Annotated in this window: 2 protein-coding genes; both read left to right on the top strand. The window is 72.8% G+C overall.

What is annotated here, in order from left to right; translation table 11 throughout:
* Positions 1-173, top strand: a 173-nt coding sequence (locus CCN33_RS29710; protein WP_167387980.1) for a Trp biosynthesis-associated membrane protein, incomplete at its 5' end; no start/stop codon positions are given.
* A gap of 169 nt (positions 174-342) precedes the next feature.
* Positions 343-600: an HGxxPAAW family protein gene (locus CCN33_RS29705; protein WP_086696430.1), complete on the top strand. Its 258-nt coding sequence runs from the start codon at positions 343-345 to the stop codon at positions 598-600.
* Positions 601-688: the final 88 nt, after the last annotated feature.

Genomic DNA, 688 nt, shown 5'->3' with positions numbered 1-688 from the left:
TCCTGCTCGCCGGGCTCCTCGCGCTGCGCTACGGCCCCCGCTGGCCCGCCATGTCCGGCCGCTACGAGCGCGGCACGGACCGTCCCCGGCGCAGCCCCCGCCCGGTCGACCCCGAGCGTCCCGAGGAGATCTGGAAGGCCCTGGACCGGGGCGAGGACCCCACCGGCGCCTGAAGCCCCGCCCGAGTGTGGGCAAACAGACTCCCACCCCCGCGTCGAACGCGGGTGGGCGTACGGGAGAATGGACCCCGAGCGACCCGGCTCGGACAGTGACGGGCGGGCTCGGACCGTACGACCCGTACGGCATGAAACTCGACACGTACACAGCAACGAGGAGCAAGTCATGGCGGGCAGCAGCCACGGTCACACCCCGGCCGCCTGGACCGGTGTCATCATCGCCTTCATCGGTTTCTGCGTCTCGGGCGCCTTCATCGTGATGGCCCAGCCCGTCGGCTTCTGGGCCGGCATGGTCGTCGTGGCCCTCGGTGGCGTCGTGGGCTGGATCATGCGCTCCATGGGCCTCGGCATGCCGAAGGAGAACGCCGCGCCGGTCCGCCCTACCGCCGCGGCCACCCGTGAGCCGGTCGCCGCGGAGAGCTGAGCGAAGCACCCGTGAAGGGGCGCCCCGGGAGCCGTACGGACGGCTCGGGGCGCCCCTTCGCGCGTCCGTACCGGGGCCACGGCAGAAT

The sequence above is a fragment of the Streptomyces recifensis genome (assembly GCF_002154615.1).
GTDB lineage: Bacteria > Actinomycetota > Actinomycetes > Streptomycetales > Streptomycetaceae > Streptomyces > Streptomyces griseoluteus.
The sequence above is the reverse complement of the archived record's forward strand: the minus strand, read 5'-3'. Positions and strand labels throughout refer to the sequence as shown.